This window comes from Pseudomonas sp. HB05, from assembly GCF_016756915.1.
GTDB classification, from domain to species: domain Bacteria; phylum Pseudomonadota; class Gammaproteobacteria; order Pseudomonadales; family Pseudomonadaceae; genus Aquipseudomonas; species Aquipseudomonas alvandae.
This window is the reverse complement of sequence record NZ_JAESPG010000008.1, coordinates 124,262-139,321: the sequence shown is the minus strand read 5'-3', so window position 1 is coordinate 139,321 and position 15,060 is coordinate 124,262. Positions and strand designations below refer to the sequence as shown.

Annotated in this window: 14 protein-coding genes; 6 read left to right on the top strand and 8 right to left on the bottom strand. The window is 58.6% G+C overall.

Annotated features, from left to right (window positions below; all coding sequences use genetic code 11):
- Positions 1–55: 55 nt before the first annotated feature.
- The 6 genes from JMN22_RS09970 to JMN22_RS09945 all read left to right on the top strand — a co-directional run bounded on the left by JMN22_RS09970 (position 56) and on the right by JMN22_RS09945 (position 7,076).
- Positions 56–940 carry a LysR substrate-binding domain-containing protein gene (locus JMN22_RS09970; protein WP_198796692.1) on the top strand — a complete coding sequence of 295 codons (885 nt, stop codon included), beginning with the start codon at positions 56–58 and terminating at the stop codon, positions 938–940.
- Between the two features lie 30 nt (positions 941–970).
- Positions 971–2,335, top strand: a complete 1,365-nt coding sequence (gene thrC / locus JMN22_RS09965) for a threonine synthase (protein ID WP_198796693.1) — start codon at positions 971–973, stop codon at positions 2,333–2,335.
- Between the two features lie 12 nt (positions 2,336–2,347).
- Positions 2,348–2,785, top strand: a complete 438-nt coding sequence (locus JMN22_RS09960; protein ID WP_003205952.1) for an Lrp/AsnC family transcriptional regulator — start codon at positions 2,348–2,350, stop codon at positions 2,783–2,785.
- Positions 2,786–3,730: 945 nt separating this feature from the next.
- Positions 3,731–4,789: a homoserine dehydrogenase gene (locus JMN22_RS09955; RefSeq protein WP_198796694.1), complete on the top strand. Its 1,059-nt coding sequence runs from the start codon at positions 3,731–3,733 to the stop codon at positions 4,787–4,789.
- Positions 4,786–6,198 carry an aldehyde dehydrogenase family protein gene (locus JMN22_RS09950; RefSeq protein WP_198796695.1) on the top strand — a complete coding sequence of 471 codons (1,413 nt, stop codon included), beginning with the start codon at positions 4,786–4,788 and terminating at the stop codon, positions 6,196–6,198. Before JMN22_RS09955 ends, JMN22_RS09950 begins: the two co-directional genes overlap by 4 nt.
- A gap of 518 nt (positions 6,199–6,716) precedes the next feature.
- Complete coding sequence (locus JMN22_RS09945) at positions 6,717–7,076, top strand: DUF6124 family protein (protein ID WP_198796696.1); 360 nt, start codon at positions 6,717–6,719, stop codon at positions 7,074–7,076.
- A 128-nt stretch (positions 7,077–7,204) separates the two neighbouring features.
- Here the strand turns inward: JMN22_RS09945 and JMN22_RS09940 are convergent, their stop codons facing one another.
- The 8 genes from JMN22_RS09940 to JMN22_RS09905 all read right to left on the bottom strand — a co-directional run bounded on the left by JMN22_RS09940 (position 7,205) and on the right by JMN22_RS09905 (position 14,999).
- A complete protein-coding gene (locus JMN22_RS09940; RefSeq protein ID WP_198796697.1) occupies positions 7,205–9,076 on the bottom strand; it encodes a DNA/RNA helicase domain-containing protein in 1,872 nt (623 codons plus the stop codon).
- Between the two features lie 24 nt (positions 9,077–9,100).
- On the bottom strand, positions 9,101–9,484 hold the full coding sequence (locus JMN22_RS09935; protein ID WP_198796698.1) for a nucleotide pyrophosphohydrolase: 384 nt from the start codon (positions 9,482–9,484) through the stop codon (positions 9,101–9,103).
- Between the two features lie 125 nt (positions 9,485–9,609).
- Positions 9,610–10,377: an HNH endonuclease gene (locus JMN22_RS09930; RefSeq protein WP_198796699.1), complete on the bottom strand. Its 768-nt coding sequence runs from the start codon at positions 10,375–10,377 to the stop codon at positions 9,610–9,612.
- Between the two features lie 558 nt (positions 10,378–10,935).
- Positions 10,936–11,667, bottom strand: coding sequence for a LexA family transcriptional regulator (locus JMN22_RS09925; protein WP_198796700.1), 732 nt, complete (start codon positions 11,665–11,667; stop codon positions 10,936–10,938).
- A gap of 194 nt (positions 11,668–11,861) precedes the next feature.
- Complete coding sequence (gene ppa, locus JMN22_RS09920; RefSeq protein ID WP_003205933.1) at positions 11,862–12,389, bottom strand: inorganic diphosphatase; 528 nt, start codon at positions 12,387–12,389, stop codon at positions 11,862–11,864.
- A 111-nt stretch (positions 12,390–12,500) separates the two neighbouring features.
- Positions 12,501–13,313 (bottom strand): zinc-dependent peptidase, encoded by an 813-nt coding sequence (locus tag JMN22_RS09915; RefSeq protein WP_198796701.1) that lies wholly within the window; start codon positions 13,311–13,313, stop codon positions 12,501–12,503.
- 6 nt (positions 13,314–13,319) lie between these two features.
- Positions 13,320–13,976: a DedA family protein gene (locus tag JMN22_RS09910; RefSeq protein ID WP_030140399.1), complete on the bottom strand. Its 657-nt coding sequence runs from the start codon at positions 13,974–13,976 to the stop codon at positions 13,320–13,322.
- Between the two features lie 561 nt (positions 13,977–14,537).
- Positions 14,538–14,999: a GNAT family N-acetyltransferase gene (locus JMN22_RS09905; protein ID WP_198796702.1), complete on the bottom strand. Its 462-nt coding sequence runs from the start codon at positions 14,997–14,999 to the stop codon at positions 14,538–14,540.
- Between the last annotated feature and the right edge of the window lie 61 nt (positions 15,000–15,060).

Here is a 15,060-nt window from a genome sequence, read left to right as displayed (position 1 = left end):
GCGCCGACGGTGCGGGCAAATGGGCCCGGTGCATGGGGGCTAACGAGGTAAGACCATGAAGCAAAAAACGTTGCCCCCGTTGAACTGGCTGCGGGCGTTCGAAGTGTCCGCCCGCTGCCTGAACTTCACCCACGCCGCCGATGAATTGTTCCTGACCCAGGGCGCGGTCAGCCAGCAGATCCGCCAACTGGAAAGTCATCTCGGCGTGGCGCTGTTCAAGCGCTTGCCCCGTGGCCTGGGCCTGACCGAAGAAGGCCAGGCCTACCTGCCAGTGGTGCAGGACGCGATCACGCGGCTGGCGGTGGGCACCAACGAAATCTTCGGCCAGCACAAACGCCGGCCGATCAAGGTGCGCGGCAGCCTAGCGTTTTTCGTGCACTGGCTGGCACCGAAACTGGTGGATTTCCGTCAGGCACATCCCCACGTCGATATCCGCTACATCAGCAACATTTGGGTCAAGGAGCTGGACGGCGAAGACGACATGGAGATTCGCTGGGGCCACGGCCAATGGCCCGGCCTGGTGTCGCAACGGCTGACCTGGGACACCTTGTTCCCGGTTTGCTCGCCGGCCCTGATGGCGACGCTGAAGGCGCCGGCGGACGTAGCCAAGCATCCGCTGCTGCACGTATTGGGCTACGAAGAAGGCTGGGGTTACTGGCTGAACAGGGTCGGCGTCGACAGCGTGGATTCTTCGACCGGCCTGCAATTCGACACATTGGTCTGCACGTTGCGCATGGCCGAGCTGGGGCAGGGGATTGCCCTGGCCCGGTCGTCGATGGTCAGTGAATTGCTGGAAGACGGGCGCTTGGTCGAGCCCTTCGCCCAGCGCATCGAAGCCAGCGAATCGTTCTACCTGGTGCGCAGTTCCGGGGCCGAGCAACACCCGGACGCGGCGCGATTTTCCACCTGGCTGGTGGAGCAGGCGCATCGCTACAAATGAGCTGTTTTATCTGAGTTTGCGGAGTTGACCATGCGCTACGTGAGTACCCGAAATTCCGCCGTGCAGGTCGATTTCGAAAAAGTCGTGCTGTCGGCCATCGCCGAAGATGGCGGACTGTTTGTCCCCGTGGAATTGCCGCAGTTCGAACCCCAGGACATCGCCAACTGGTCGACCTTGTCCTACGACGAACTGGCCTATCGAGTGATGCGCCCGTTCGTGGGCGAAGCGATCCCCGAGGCCGATTTCAAGCGCTTGCTCAAGGAGGCCGGCAGCCAGTTCAGCCATCGCTCCCTGGCGCCGCTGCATCAGGTGGATCGCAACGAATGGGTCCTGGAATTGTTCCATGGGCCGACCCGTTCCTCGAAGGATTTTGCCGCGCAATTGCAGGCTCGGCTGGTGCAGTATTTCCTGCGCAAACGCGGGCGTCGCGCCGTGGTGATCGGCGTCACCAACGGCGACACCGGCCTGGCCGCCATCGAGGCTTTCAAACACTGCGACGAGACCGACGTGGTGGTGATTTATCCCGAGGCCGGCGTACCGCAAGACCAGCTTCAAGACCTGCAGGCGACGGCGCATCCGCGGGTTCATCAAGTGGCCGTCGATGGCAGTTTCGATGAGTGCCAGACCTTGGTCACTCAACTGTTCCGCCAGCATGAGGCGATCAGTTTCAATTCCAGCAACTGGGTCAGCGTCATGGCGCAGTTGGTGTTTTATTTCCACGCGGTGCTGCAACTCGGCGGTGGTCAGCGGCCCATCGGTTTCAGTGTGCCGGCGGCGAGTTTTGCCGAAGTCTATGCCGGCTACATCGCGCAGAAGATGGGCTTGCCGATCACGCAGATGATCGTCGCCACCAACCAGAATGACGCGCTGCATCAGTTCTTTTTGAAGAACCACTACTCGCGATTGCGCGCCAGCAAGACCCTGTCGCCGGCCATGGATTTGTCGATTTTTTCCAACCTGGAACGCTTTCTCTGGGAGCTCTATGGGCACGACGACCAGGCCGTGAGCGCGCTGATGCACACCTTCGAAACCCAGGGCGAAATGACCATCGCCAACGAGTTCTGGTTGCAGGCGCGGATGATCATCGACTCGTACGCGGTCAGCGATGAACAGACGCTGGAGGAAATCACGTCGCTGCATCGCGACACCGGCTACGTCATCGACCCACACACTGCCACCGGCGTGCTCGCGGCGCGTTTGTACCGGCGCAGCCTGGTGGCGCCGATGGTGACCTTGGGCGAGATCTCACCTATTAAATCGGCGGTGTTGCTTGGTGAGTTGGGGATCCCCGTGGCGGCGCAACAACGTCCTATTTCCGAACACGGCCCGGCGCAGATTCATCGCATCCAGTCGGACGACCTCGGTGCCCTCCATCAACTGCTCGGCGCCCTATAAACCGGAGGCCCCATGAAGCGAATTCTCGACCCCCTCGACGAACGCATCATCGCCGAACTGCGCCTCAACGCCCGCGCCGCCCACGCCGAACTGGCGGCCAAGGTCAACCTCTCGCGCAACGCCGTACGCCAACGCATCGAACGCCTCGAACGCGACGGCGCGATCCAGGGCTACACGGTGCGCACCGGGGAGGGCGCGCACGCATCGTCGAACATCAACGCGGTGATCTTCGTCTACCGCTACGACCGCATGCGCGGCGCCGAGGTGTTGCAGGCGCTGCAGGCCATGCCCGAAGTGCTGCAGTGCGATGTGATGAGCGGCGAATTTGATTTGATGCTGCGAGTCGGCGCGGCGAACCCGGAGCGGGTGCACAAGGTGTGGAAAGAGATCTCGGCGTTGCCGGGGGTGGAGAACACCGTGACGTCGTTTGTGTTGTCGTCGGTGGTCTGAACCTACACCCAACCCGTGGCGAGGGAGCAAGCTCCCTCGCCACAAGAGCCGGCGGGTGCATGCTCTGCCACTAATAGACCAAACACTGAAGAAAACTGTGGGAGCGGGCTTGCTCGCGAAGCGGTACACCAGCCACCATCAATGTCGCCTGACCTGGCCCTATCGCGAGCAGACTCACTCCCACAGAGGCCTGTGTTCGGCCAGGCCCCACCTACTCACTATCGCTAATGGTGTCCACAAATAAGCCGGCCACCACAAACCCCGTGGCGAGGGAGCTTGCTCCCGCTGGGCTGCAAAGCAGCCCCAACCAAGTTGACTCAATCAACCTGACCCACCGCGTTGAATGATTTGGGGCCGCTGCGCAGCCCAGCGGGAGCAAGAGCCGGCGGGTGCATGCTCTGCCGCTAATAGACCAAACACTGAAGAAAACTGTGGGAGCGGGCTTGTTCGCGATAGCGGTACACCAGCCACCATCAATGTCGCCTGACCTGGCCCTTTCGCGAGCAAGCCCGCTCCCACAGGGGAATGTGTTCAGCCAGGCCCCGCCTACTCACTACCGCTAATGGTGTTCACAAATAAGCCAGCCACCACAAACCCCGTGGCGAGGGAGCAAGCTCCCTCGCCACAAGAGCCGGCGCAGATGAATGCCCCGACTCCAATGGACCAAACACTGAAAAAAACTGTGGGAGCGAGCTTGCTCGCGATGGCGGTAGACCAGTCGACATCAATGTTGCCTGACCTGACCCCTTCGCGAGCAGACTCACTCCCACAGAGGCCTGTGTTCGGCCAGTCGATTCTGTCGGCTTTCCCCCCACCCACCACTTCGCCCACCCCCTGGTCAAAACGCCCAGAAAATAGAGCAAATTGGCATATTTCACTGCCCACCCCACACCCCTAACCTAGATCCCAACAACCTCATCACCCGGATCAAGGGACACAACAAAAATGACTGAATACAAACTGGCTCTAGTCGGCTTCGGCGGTGTAAACCGGGCATTGGCCCAACTGATTGCCGAGCGCAACCAGCAGTGGAAAACCGAACTCGGCTTCACCCTGAAAATCGTCGGCGTGACCGACCTGTTCCTCGGTTCGGTGATGAACCGCCACGGCCTCGACGCCGCCTCACTCGCCCGGCTGCCCGCCAGCAAAGGCGCCATGGCCCAACTCCCTGGCGGCACCGTCGATGCCCTCAACGAAGCCGTGATCAAAGACTGCGGCGCCGACATCATCGCCGAAGCCACCTTCACCAACCCGGTGGACGGCGAGCCCGCCACTTCGTTCTGCCGCTGGGCCCTGGAGCGCGGCAAACACGTGGTCACCACCAACAAAGGCCCCATCGCCCTGCACGGCGCCGAACTCAAGGCCCTGGCCCGATGCAACAACGTCGCCTTTGAATACGAAGGCTCAGTGATGAGCGGCACCCCGGTCATCCGCCTCGCCAAACAAGCCCTGGCCGGCAGCTCGATCACTGGTTTCGAAGGCATCCTCAACGGCACCTCCAACTTCGTCCTCACCGCCATGGAAGGCGGCCTCGGGTTCGCCGAAGCCGTCAGCCAGGCCCAAGCCCTGGGCTACGCCGAAGCCGACCCAACCGCCGACGTCGAAGGCCACGACGTTCGTCTCAAAGTCGTCATCCTCGCCAATGAACTGCTCGACGCCAAACTCACCGTCAACGACGTCAGCTGCAAAGGCATCTCCGCCCTCAGCCTCGACGACATCGAAAAAGCCCGCCGCGACAACGCACGCTGGAAACTCATCGGCGCCGCCACCCGCAATGCCGACGGCTCCATCAGCGCCAGCGTCGAACCGCGCCTGCTCAGCAACGACCACCCGCTGGCGAGCATCAGCAGCGCCACCAACGCCGTGTCGTTCACCAGCGAACTGCTCGGTGCCGTCACCGTCTCCGGCCCAGGCGCAGGCCGCACCGAAACCGCCTTCGCACTGCTGTCCGACATCATCCACATCCACCAATCGGCAACCCGCAAACAGGAGCACACCCTGTGAACGTATCGCGCCTGGCCCTGGCGGTCGTCGAACCGCACATCGAAGTCCTCAACCCGTTTGACGGCAGCATCGTCGGCACCGTCGCCGACGTGTGCGCCTCAGAAGTCCCACACCTGCTCGAGACCGGCCGTAGCGGCGCACGCGCCTGCGCCGCACTTCCACGTCATCGCCGCGCCAGCATCCTCGAACAAGCAGCACTGAACATCGAGCGCGACGCCAAAGCCTTCGCCCGGCTGATCGTCGACGAAGCCGGCAAGACCCTCAAACAGGCCGAAAAAGAAGTCAAACGCTGCGTCAACACCCTCAAGCTCTCCGCCGAAGAGGCTAAGCGCAATGCCGGTGAAATCGTACCGTTCGACGCCTACGAAGGCGCCGAATCGCGCCAGGGCTGGTTCACCCGCGAACCCCTGGGCCTGATCGTCGCCATCACCCCCTACAACGACCCGCTGAACCTGGTCGCCCACAAACTCGGCCCGGCCATCGCCGGCGGTAATGCGGTGATCCTCAAACCGTCCGAACTGGCCCCGTTGTCCGCCCTCAAACTGGTGTCGTACCTGGTCGCCGCCGGCCTCCCCGAAACCGTCGTCACCGTCGCCACCGGCGGCGCCGAACTCGGCAAAGCCCTGGTCGCCGCCCGCGACGTGCGGATGATCTCCTTCACCGGCGGCTTCGTCACCGGCGAACAAATCGCCCGCACCGCCGGCCTGAAAAAACTCGCCATGGACCTCGGCGGCAACGCCCCCGTCATCGTCATGGGCGACTGCAACCTCGACGCCGCCGTCGACAGCTGCGTCTCCGGCGCCTTCTGGGCCGCCGGGCAAAACTGCATTGGCACCCAACGGTTGCTCATTCACGCGCCGATCTACGAAGCCTTCCGCGAACGCTTCGTCAACCAGGCCCAAGCCCTCGTCGTCGGCAACCCGCTGCTCGCCAATACCGACATCGGGCCGATGATCACCCAGCAAGCTGCGCAGAACGCCGAACAGATGGTGAACGAAGCGCTGCAACAAGGCGCCACGTTGCTCTGCGGGCATCGGCGTCAGGGCAATTGCTATGGGGCTACCGTGCTGGAAAATGTCGATCATTCCAGCCGGATTTGGCGCAACGAAGCGTTTGCGCCGGTGGTGGTGTTGCAGGTGTTCGAGACGTTCGATGAAGCCATCGCATTAGCGAATGAACCTGAATATGCGCTTCATGCCGGAATTTTCACCAACGACCTTAGCACCGCCATGAGCGCTGCACGGCGGATTGAGGCGGGAGGCGTAATGATCAATGACTCGTCGGATTTCCGGTTTGATGCGATGCCGTTTGGCGGCTCCAAGTACGGCAGCTTGGGCAGGGAAGGGGTGCGGTTTGCGTATGAGGAAATGACTCAGCCGAAAGTGGTTTGTTTGAATGTGTTGGGGTGAGGGGCGAGCCAGTCCCGAGGAGTCGGTTTACCTGTCATGTTGCTAAAACGCGGTTTTGACGACACGTTTCGTTCTCATGTCGTCGGCAGCGACATGAGGAGGAAACGTGTCGCAGAAATCGCAAAACGGCGACACGTTATCCTCTCGTGATGGGGTGGGGCGGCGCGGTGTTTATTGGGCGCTTGGAATCCAGGGCGCGACTGACGTTTTCTTGCGCCATTGCCTACAACTACGCCAGAATCCGCCGGCTTGTGCGTTTTGGAGCCCGTCGGTAGTTTGAGTCTTGTCACTGAGCATCAGTGATCGGGTTTCGCAGCCCGGACTCTATAGGCGCACAACGTCACCTTCGAAAGCAGATTGTCCTATGTCTGTGATTTCGTCAGAGGTGGCTGTGCGTGGGAGACCCCATGGGTCTGCCGGTCCCTAGAGTCCCGGTCTGCGAACCCGCGTACAGCTGCCACCCCAACTTCGTTTCGCAGCGAATGGTGGTAGCTCCAACAGACTCTAGGAGCTTTACCATGGCTAAAATTACACCGAACCCGCCTGCTACAGATGAGCATGTGTCTCGCGCTCAGACTGCTCGTAACAAGAAGCTTGATGATGCTGCCACCCGGGCATTGGATTTTTATCTGAAGCCTACTCCGAAGAAAGAAACGTCTGACAACCCCAACAGCATTTTCCGTATTGCGCCGGATGTTGATTCGGAGTGTCTGCTTGCCAGCCTCAGTGAAAACCTGGCTTCGGCTAATGCCATGATCAGTGATTTGGCGTTTGATCTTGATGGATCGCGACGGCGTGTTGCGATGGGAATTTTGCAGGTGATTGAGGTGAGTGAACTGTTGGCGAATCGGGCTTTGGATATTGTTGAGGTGAGATAGGGCGGGGTGTTGGCTGCCTTTTCGCGATAAAAGGTCTTGCTTTGCAAGACCTTTTACAACAGCCCCGAAACGGCAGGTGCTCAGATTGTCCAACAACCTGTTGGATAATTGCCCAAGTCAGCAGGACGTCAATGGGAGTGGTAATCGGCGAGCCGACTCTCAAAGTACTGTGCCGTTTCCTCGTCAGTGCAGTACAGGTAGCATCCTTTCATCCCACGGGTCATCAATGTTCGGTACGTGTTTTTGATGATCATATCTGTCTCCTTCTCCGCGAAATCAGGCCGCTCTTTCATCAGTTTCTTCCAGCCACGGATCGATTTGTCGTACTTGTCACGCTTGTGCGGTGACGTCAGAACTTGCCCATCACGAACGATTAAATCCGGCCCGATGATTACTCCTATGTAGTCGACTTCCAGCCCCTGGCAGGTGTGGATGCAACCGACCTGTTCGATGGAGTTTTCCGCGATGATCCACAAACTGCCGTCCTGATCCAGGTTCCACTGACGCGCATAAGCATCGCCGATCACGATGTCGGAAGCCTGAGAGTCTTTTTTGCTGAGCCAAGGCCAGCAGTAACCCGCGATAACACGAGCTTTGTTCCCGTGGTTTTTCTGCTCGATGGCCGCGTGCATTGCCTGTGGAGTATTGAAAACCTTGAACTCGTATTCGCTAGTATCAAGTAGCGGATTGGCAGTCGGTCGAATAGCCAATACGTCATCCAACCACGCTAGATAGCCGTCAGAGCCGCTGCAACGGAACTGAGAGGAAAGAGAATATTCCTCCACCGTTGCGCCTTTTGCTTTGGCAAAGGCGCGGATCGCCTGTTTACTACCAATGTCGCTCAAGGTCACGCGCTGGTCTTCGTCGATGAAAAAAATCGAGCATTTCGCTGAGCCGATCAGTTCTTTGATCTGGTTCTCGCCTAAGTTTCCATAAAGACCGCTTTTCTCATTCAGCCTATGGGCTTCGTCAACGATTAGCGCGTCATACGTGTTGGGCTCGGTGTCGATAAACGCGCCCGATCCAGAAAAAAAATTAGAAAAATGGCTACGTTTGATCGTACCAACCAGCTTGCTTTCGTACACTTTGCGTGGCGCTGCGTTTTTTGAGACGTACTTGGTCAGTAACTTCAGCGCGGTGAGGCGTACCAGTAAGTTGATCGCCAGGACGGTTTTTCCTGTTCCTGGGCCCCCTTCGATGATTAGCACCTTTGGGGCTTCTATGGTGGCTTCAGTTCCTGCAACGAGTGCTGACTCGAAGACTTCTTTCTGGTCATCAATCAACACAAACTCAGGTTTACTATCCATGAGCCCGGTAAGCGCCTCGGCTAGCGCTTTGGATGGACGAATTTTTCCATTGGAAAGTTCGTAAAGCACCTCTTTATTGTCACCGTGAGTGATGTGCTTTTTTAGGAAACTTCTTAGTTTCGTCAGTTCCTCAGGACCTTTGAGAAACAGCGGAGCTTTACTGGTGTGCGCTTCGTAGTGAACAGAATTGATGACGCCATCACTGACATAGTTATGCAGGTAGGCACAGGGGCGAATTTCGATGCTTTTGTCATATACCGCTTCGTTGAAGCCTTCCAGCAGCGCTGCGTACGACCATACCTGGTAGGACGGGTGAATGGTTTCAACGAGACCGCCACCTAAGGCGGTTTTGACAATTGCGTCCTTGGTGGTTGCGCTCGCCTTGCTCCATTGCTTCAGTTCGATCAATACAGCTTTTTTTGCTTGGTTCTCATCGCGTCCCGTGAGCAAAAAGTCGATGCGTTTCGAGGACTGTGGGATATGCAGCTCAATGGCCAGACCAGCGTCGCTGGGTAGGTCATCGTCTCGAAGCACCTTGGCCATATAGGTCAAGGATCCCTGCCACGACCTGATCTCTGATGCGCCCACCTTCTTACCGGTGGCCTCTTTAAAGTGCCGCAGAATCACTTCTTCTATATCGTCGTTATCGTTGTCTTTCAGGAATTGCTGTTTGGTCGCCGCGTAAACGATCACAAGAGATCCTTAGAGCACTGAAGGTCAGAGTTGGTCGTACTTTTTGCTGGTGCTTTTGGCTTTGTCGACAGGGTATTTTTGGCCGTTCAGAGCAAGCTTGCTCATGACCGCTTCGTTGAGATCGACTCCGAGCACGCTGCTCAGACGGACTAAGTACATGAATACGTCGGCTAGCTCGTCCTTCACCGATTGGGCGGTCGCCGGATGCTTGGCAGCAGCCAGTGAGTCGGCTTCGCTCATCCACTGGAACACTTCGCAAAGCTCACCCACCTCGCCTGTCAGCGCTAGCAGAAGGTTTTTGGGCGAGTGGAATTGCTGCCAGTCGCGATCATCTGCAAAGCGCTGAAGGGACGCTGCAAGATTCTCCACGTCGATTAATTGTTTTGGGGGGCCATCTGCCTTGCTCATAGGCTTGCCTCTCTTTTTCTGCCAGAAACGTGACAGCGGCCGTCAGAAATCTAGGGATGGATTGTAAGAGTTTTCTTTTGGCGTAGTGGGCTTTTCACTGATTGCCCATGGCAGCCGACCCCAGTTCAGGCTGTGTTTTTAGCTGCTTGGTAGCGGTCCTTCACCTCGATTACGCTCAGCCACTTACGGCGTGAATGCACCACTCGATGGCAATTGGCACACAACAATGCGAGGTCCGCGAGCTTGGTTCTATCGCCAGGTTGGAGCGTATGTAGTGGCTTGGTGTGGTGCACATCGATAACGCCTTCGACGTCAGGACCGTATGTTTTGCTGAAGTTGAAGCCACAGGCTTCGCACTGGAGGACACCGTGAGTCTTCAGGGCTTCGTCCTTTTTTCGTTTGACGAGTTTTTTGTCCCTTTCCCGTACACGGTGCACGCGGGTTAACACTTTTCCTTCCTCTGCTTCGAAGAATCCCGGCTCTTCCTCCGCACTTAGATCTACTGGCGTAATAGCAGTGGTTCCGACGTTCGCCTTGATGGCTCCTACGACCTCGGCCAGGCGCACGGGGTCGTTAGCGAACTCCAGCCATACCAACTCCTCATCCTTATTGCCTTTTGCAAGTCCTGTGCGGCCCGTGTTGGTGTAGCTCGGATCCCAACGACGGAAATTATTGAGCTTCATGCAGACACCATTGGTGTTACGAAAACTCTGGTTCTTGCTCACACCGGTGGCGTTGCCAATGAGATTGAGGCTCTGAGATAGGGCTTGGACGTCCGGATGATTAACGCCCGGCAGACCATTGCGGTGAAGAAGGTACAGATCCAGAGCTAGGACGAGTTCGTCACGGCTCCAGGGCGGATTGGATTGATTGCTGGTAGGTGAAGAGGACATGGCGGGGGCTATCCGTAGGTTTCCCGTTTCGCTGTAGGACGCAGCGCAATATGTCGTCAGAATATTCTCTTCTGATGGCGTTTGGGAATCATGCGGTGTTTGATAACTTTCGCTGTCGAGTACGGGGGATGCTTACGTGCGGCGTTGCTTGGTCATCAGGCGGGATTTGGATGGGGGATGGGTAAAACACAGACATTAAAAAGCCGGCTTATGGCCGGCTTCTCGTTGACTGATTCAGCTCGTTTTTGACAAACCTTACCAGCCTTCAAAACGTACATCCGGCTCTTGCGGCCGGCTGTGGGACTTGGTCAGAAAGTGATCTGCCTTGTCGGTGCGAGGCGTGGGCTCGCAAATGTGGGGCGGAGGATACGCGGGTTTGCTTTGGAATCCCAGTGGTAAGTGGTGTGGAATCATTGGGTTAGGGCGATTCAGGGGAAAGTAGGGGGCTGCTGTGCAGCCCAGCGGGAGCAAGCTCCCTCGCCACAAGAGCTCCTGCCACAAAAGCTCCTGCCACAGATCCTACTGCAGTTCCTGCCACGGTTTCTGGTCTTGGGTGGGTTAGTCGAACACCGGCGGTCTCTGTTTGTTGAGGGTTGACCACCAGAACACCCAGCCGATCACGTGGATGTGTTGCTTGTCGATCTGTTCTGCGCTGAAGACTTCGTCGGGGTAGGCGGCGCTGTTGTGGCTGCGCAGGCGTAGTCGGTTGCCGGGGATGCGGTGGAGGTATTTGATGCGGAGCATGCCGTCATGCTCCAGCGCATAGATTTGACCATCAACAATTTGCGTCAGGCCGCGGTCGATGGCGAGTGTGGAGCCGTCTTCAATACGTTCGGCCATGCTGTCGCCGACCATGGTGGTGCAGATGGCGTCGCTGGGGTCGATTTCGAGGGATTCGAGGTGGCTGCGGGGCAGGCGAATGGATTGGTCGGGGATTTCGACGATGTGGGTTTTGGTTTCGCCGGGGGCGATGGGGACTTCCTTGTAGAAGGGCAGTTCGATGTCCGTGGGTTCGGCCACGCTGTAGACGCCGTCGTTTTCGGCGGCTTCATAGGTGGTGCCGGGGCCGAGGCCCAATGGCGTTTGCGGGCCTTCGCCGCGGGCGAGCCATTCCGGGCTGACGGTCAGCAAACTGGCGATGGAGTGGATGCGCCCGGGCGGGATGCCACGGTTGAACCAGTTGTTCACGTGTTGGGATTTCACGCCGTACAACTTCGCGAAGTCGGCGGATCGGATGTTCGCTTCTCTGAGAAGGGCTCTGAAGCGGTCGCCACTGGAAAGTATTTTCATAAACGGAAAGTTTAGAGACGACTGTGTTTTGGGCAATAAACATGTCGTGTGAATTTATAAGACGATCTTTCCGTTTGCGGGAATCGAAACTGGCAATGTAAACGTGGGTAAACGCTACTAATACGAAGTTGTATTAAGTAGGGTCCGGGCATAAAAAACCCCGGTATTAACCGGGGTTCTTTTTAAGTTCGATTTCAGCCTTTGTAGGCGGCAACCGACTTGGTGATCGCTTCGCGGGCGGCGTCTGCGCCGGCCCAGCCTTCGATCTTGACCCACTTGCCTTTTTCGAGGTCTTTGTAGTTCGCGAAGAAGTGCTCGATCTGCTGGATCAGCAGTGGCGGCAGGTCGGTGTATTCCTTCACGTCGACGTACAGTTGCGACAGTTTGTCGTGCGGTACTGCGATGACTTTGGCATCGCCGCCGCCGTCGTCGGTCATGTTCAGGATGCCGACTGGACGGGCGCGGATGACCGAGCCTGGGGCCACTGGGTATGGGGTCACGACCAGTACGTCGAGGGGGTCGCCGTCGTCGGCCAAGGTGTTGGGGATGTAACCGTAGTTGGCCGGGTAGAACATCGGGGTGGCCATGAAACGGTCAACGAACAGGCAATCGCTGTCTTTGTCGATTTCGTATTTGATCGGGGCGTGGTTGGCCGGGATTTCGATCGCGACGTAGATGTCGTTCGGCAGGTCTTTGCCAGCCGGAATCTTGCTGTAGCTCATTGGGCGGTGCCCCCGTTAGTTGACCAGATGACTGGTCGGATTGACCAAAAAGTGGCGGCGATTATAGGCATATTCAGCCGCTGTTGCCACGTTACCAGGGTCGTAGAGACCTTAGTATGACGCCTGATAGACCGGATCTTCGGCCTGAAGTTGCCGCAGCCGGGCCAACGGATCCTGGCGGTAGAACGCCTTGAGCTGTTCGTAGACCTTGGGATAGGCCTGGTGCAGCAGGTCCGGGGCGCTGAAGAAGTATTCGCTGGTGACGGCGAAGAATTCGGCCGGGTTTTCGGCGGCGTAGGGGTCGATGGCGGTTTCTGCGTCGGGGTTCTGGTCGAGTTGGCGGTCGAGGTCGTCGAAGGCTTGCTGCATGGCCTCGGCCCAGTCGCTGACGCGCATGTCGGCGTGCAGCGGTGGCAGGCCGTTGGCGTCGCCGTTGAGCATGTCGAGTTTGTGCGCCAGTTCGTGGATCACCAGGTTGTAGCCGTCCCAGCCGCCGCTGGCCATGACGCCGTCCCAGGCCAGGATGATCGGGCCTTGGGGCCAGGCTTCGCCGCTGTGTTCGCCGTCCCATTCGTGTTCGATGCCGCTGGCGTCGCGGTAGCGCTGGGGGCTGAGGAAGTCGTCGGGGTAGAGGACGATTTCGTGGAAGCCTTGGTACCAGTTCAGCTCGCCGAGGTGCATCAGCGGCAACTGGGCCTGGGCGGCGAGCAGCAGGCGTTGTTCCTGGTGCAGTTCGACGCCGGGCAGGGCGGTGAGGTGTTTATCGTGCAGGAACAGGACGCAGGCTTCCCGCAGCCATTGGTCCTCGGCGGCGCTGATGCCGTCGAGGAAGCTCAATTGTTGGCGCACGCGCTGCCAGGTGTCCTCGGCGACGGGGTGTTTGGCGAGGGTGCGTCGGCGGCGCCAGTTGCTCAGGGACCACATGGGCGATCAGCGCGTTTCGGCTTTCGAGGCGCGCTGGTTCAGTTTGCTGCGCACCAGGCTGATGATCATCGGCAGCAGCGACAGCAGGATGATGCCCACCACCAGCAAGGACAGGTTTTGCTTGATGAACGGCACGTTGCCGAAGAAGTAGCCGAGGGTCACCAGGCCGCCGACCCAGAGGACGGTGCCGAGGACGCTGAACCCGAGGAAGCGCAGGTAGTTCATCTTGCCGACGCCGGCGACGAAGGGCGCGAAGGTGCGGATGATCGGCAGGAAGCGCGCCAGGGTCACGGTTTTGCCGCCGTGTTTGTCGTAGAAGTCGTGAGTTTGCTGCAGGTAGTCGCGGCGGAAGATTTTCGAGTTGGGGTTGCTGAAGAGTTTTTCGCCAGCGGTGCGGCCGATGAGGTAGTTGGTGCTGTCGCCGAGGATGGCCGCGAGCATCAACAGGCCGCCCAGCAGGACGGGGTCCATGGCGCCACCGGCGGCGACGGCGCCGGCGATGAACAGCAGGGAGTCGCCGGGCAGGAACGGCATGACCACCAGGCCGGTTTCACAGAAGATCACCAGGAACAGGATGGCGTAGACCCACGTCCCGTAGTTGGTCACCAGCATGTCGAGGTAGACGTCGAGATGCAGGATGAGGTCGAGGGGGTTGAAATCCATGTGTAGCACCTTGGTGGCGGCCCGGCTCGGCGGGCTGGTGGGTCTGGCTTTTGAGTATGACTACAGGGTGTGTAGCTTTTTCTTACAAGCTGGGACGAGCGGCATTATACGGTGGGGATTGTGAAGCGCGTGTTGAGTTTGTAGCTGGGGATTTCTGAGAGATTGGCTGGATGAGGCGTGGCTCGGACCGCTTTTGTGGCGAGGGAGCTTGCTCCCGCTGGACCGCGAAGCGGTCCCCCAGAAGCTTACTCAGGTCAGTCAGGTGTACCGCGTGCTTAGGTTTTGGGGCTGCTGCGCAGCCCAGCGGGAGCAAGCTCCCTCGCCACGGGGTGTGGTGTCAGTGGAGTTTGTTTGTGGAGCGGGATTCTGTGGCGAGGGGATTTATCCCCGCTGGAGCGCGAAGCGGTCCCCCTCAAAAGCTGGCTCGGTCAGGCTGGTGCACCGCGTGCTCAAGTTTTGGGGCTGCTGCGCAGCCCAGCGGGGATAAATCCCCTCGCCACACGGTTTCACCAGCCACAAGGGGTTCACTCAGCCACAGAGTTTTTCACCCAGCCGCAGGGGTCAGAGCCCTTCGCTGATTGGCAGCACGTAGTTCTTGAACTCGGTGTCTTCCTTGAAGCCGATCGATTCGTAGGTTTTCTGCGCGACTTCGTTGTTGCTGCTGGTGGAGACGCGCATGCGCACGGCGTTGGTTTCCTTGGCCATTTTTTTTGCGGTGCGGATCAGGTTGTCGGCGACGAGTTGGCGGCGGGCGTCTTCGGCGACGTAGATGTCGTTGAGGATCCACACGCGCTTGAGCGACAGCGACGAGAAGCTGGGATAGAGCTGGCAGAAGCCGAGCAATTTGCTGTCGTCGTCATCCGGCAGGGCCAGGTAGATGACTGATTCCTTGCGGCGCAGGCGCTTTTCGAGGAAGACTCGGGACGAGTCCGGGTATGGCAGCGAGCCGTAGAATTCCCGGTATTTGACGAACAATGGGGTCAGCAGGTCCAGGTGTTCCAGGGTCGCTTGGATAATCCGCATGGTAGGTCTCGTCTGCAAAGGTCGACAGATATTCAGACAACAATGTCGCGCTGCCGTGCTT

Excerpts from the sequence above, each read along its gene's own strand:
- JMN22_RS09910 (WP_030140399.1), bottom strand. The coding sequence starts at position 13,976 with ATGGATTTCAACCCCCTCGACCTCATCCTGCATCTCGACGTCTACCTC.
- JMN22_RS09905 (WP_198796702.1), bottom strand. The coding sequence starts at position 14,999 with ATGCGGATTATCCAAGCGACCCTGGAACACCTGGACCTGCTGACCCCA.
- JMN22_RS09915 (WP_198796701.1), bottom strand. The coding sequence starts at position 13,313 with ATGTGGTCCCTGAGCAACTGGCGCCGCCGACGCACCCTCGCCAAACAC.
- JMN22_RS09960 (WP_003205952.1), top strand. The coding sequence starts at position 2,348 with ATGAAGCGAATTCTCGACCCCCTCGACGAACGCATCATCGCCGAACTG.
- JMN22_RS09925 (WP_198796700.1), bottom strand. The coding sequence starts at position 11,667 with ATGAAAATACTTTCCAGTGGCGACCGCTTCAGAGCCCTTCTCAGAGAA.
- thrC (WP_198796693.1), top strand. The coding sequence starts at position 971 with ATGCGCTACGTGAGTACCCGAAATTCCGCCGTGCAGGTCGATTTCGAA.
- JMN22_RS09930 (WP_198796699.1), bottom strand. The coding sequence starts at position 10,377 with ATGTCCTCTTCACCTACCAGCAATCAATCCAATCCGCCCTGGAGCCGT.
- JMN22_RS09945 (WP_198796696.1), top strand. The coding sequence starts at position 6,717 with ATGGCTAAAATTACACCGAACCCGCCTGCTACAGATGAGCATGTGTCT.
- ppa (WP_003205933.1), bottom strand. The coding sequence starts at position 12,389 with ATGAGCTACAGCAAGATTCCGGCTGGCAAAGACCTGCCGAACGACATC.
- JMN22_RS09955 (WP_198796694.1), top strand. The coding sequence starts at position 3,731 with ATGACTGAATACAAACTGGCTCTAGTCGGCTTCGGCGGTGTAAACCGG.
- JMN22_RS09970 (WP_198796692.1), top strand. The coding sequence starts at position 56 with ATGAAGCAAAAAACGTTGCCCCCGTTGAACTGGCTGCGGGCGTTCGAA.
- JMN22_RS09935 (WP_198796698.1), bottom strand. The coding sequence starts at position 9,484 with ATGAGCAAGGCAGATGGCCCCCCAAAACAATTAATCGACGTGGAGAAT.